Below are 1436 nucleotides of genomic sequence, written 5' to 3'. Positions count from 1 at the left end.
ACTGCGACAGCGTCATCAGCCTGCGCGAAGTGCGCGCGGTGCAGATGTGGCTGACCTCCGGGCGCTTCTTCCATGTCATGCGTGACTGGTGGAGTCATACCGATCTGGTGCTGGCGGGGCTGTGGGGCGGGGTGGCCGGAGTCCTGCCGCCACTCGAGACATTGCTGGCCCAGTGGCAGCCACAGCATGTCGAGACGCCGAATATCGATCAGTGGTTCATGAAGGAATGCGTGTGGCGCTACCTGCGCGAAAGTCTGGTCAGCCACGACCGGTGTTACTCGCTGCAGATCAAGGGTCGTGACAGCCTGAAGTTCCCGGACGATGTGCTGGGAGAAGCGCCTGGCGGCACGGCGCATGTCGGCAGTGACGAGTGGACGCGCGATCGCGCCTTCCAGCTCCGCCAGCTGGGGCCATGGCTCAAGGAGGCCAGCTGGATGCGTGACAGCGAATGAGCACAATCCTGCGATAAGCGACTGATGAGCGGGTTATATAGACACACGAAGGGCTGCCCATGGGCAGCCCTTCGTGTGTCTTGTCAGCAGTCCTTCGCTTGTCTTGCCAACAGCGCTGTCGGGGCTAGCGACCCACCAGCCAGCCGATCCATTCATGCAGTGCCCAGCGCGACTGGGTCAGCGCGGAGCTGTTGGGGATCCAGGCATCGATGCCCAGCCCGGAGACCGTGGTGTAGCCCACCGGCGCCGGGATGATGGTGCGGAAGCCCTGATTCTGGAAGTTGCGCATCGCGCGCGGCATGTGCCAGGCGCTGGTCACCAGCACGATCTTGTTGATGTCGTCCTGCTCGAGCATCTCGCGCGTGAAGAGCGCATTCTGCTGGGTGTTCTCGCTGCGGTTCTCAAGCCAGCGCGCCGGGTAGTCGAATTCATCGATCAGCGAGCGCTGCATCAGCTCGGCGAGGGTGCCGTCATCGGAGGACGATACCTTGCCACCGGTGAGCAGAATCGGCAGCTCCGCGTTGCGGGCCACGCGGACGCCTTCATCCAGACGGCTGAGCGTCTCGCCATTGATGCGATCGCGGCCTTGCAGCTCCGGGGCGTCGTAGTAGCGTCCGCCGGAAAGCACGACCACGGCCTGCGCCTGGATCCACTCTGCCGGTTCACTGGGCTGAATGCGCTCCAGCCCTGACATCAGACGCGTGGAGACGACCGGTGAGGACAGCAGCCACATGCCCAGAATGGCCACGACCATCATGGCGCGTGCCAGGCCTGGCCAGCGCTTGAGCACGAGCATGGCCAGGAACAGCAGCAGGAGAGGCCCGCCGGGCGGCAATACCAGGTCCTTGATGATGCCGAGTAACTCGGTGATGCCCATTGTGGTCTCGCTTGTGCAGAGGCAGTGCCGGGCATCGGCCCGGCAACGGGTAAGGTTGAGCGTTCAAGCGTCTGAGGCCCTGGGGGCTCACACGTTCTGGCCCTCAG

2 protein-coding genes are annotated in these 1436 nt (G+C 64.0%); one reads left to right on the top strand and one right to left on the bottom strand.

What is annotated here, in order from left to right; genetic code table 11:
- The coding region (locus AC4FAH_RS02215) for a hypothetical protein (protein ID WP_490245599.1) at nt 1–452 on the top strand (452 nt) is incomplete at its 5' end.
- Between the two features lie 124 nt (nt 453–576).
- On the opposite strand, the gene AC4FAH_RS02210 is transcribed toward AC4FAH_RS02215, so the two are convergent.
- Nucleotides 577–1329: a YdcF family protein gene (locus AC4FAH_RS02210; RefSeq protein ID WP_043335281.1), complete on the bottom strand. Its 753-nt coding sequence runs from the start codon at nt 1327–1329 to the stop codon at nt 577–579.
- Between the last annotated feature and the right edge of the window lie 107 nt (nt 1330–1436).

Source organism: Cobetia sp. (assembly GCF_983723665.1).
Note: the sequence above shows the minus strand (reverse complement) of the source record. Positions and strands in the feature narration are given on the sequence as shown.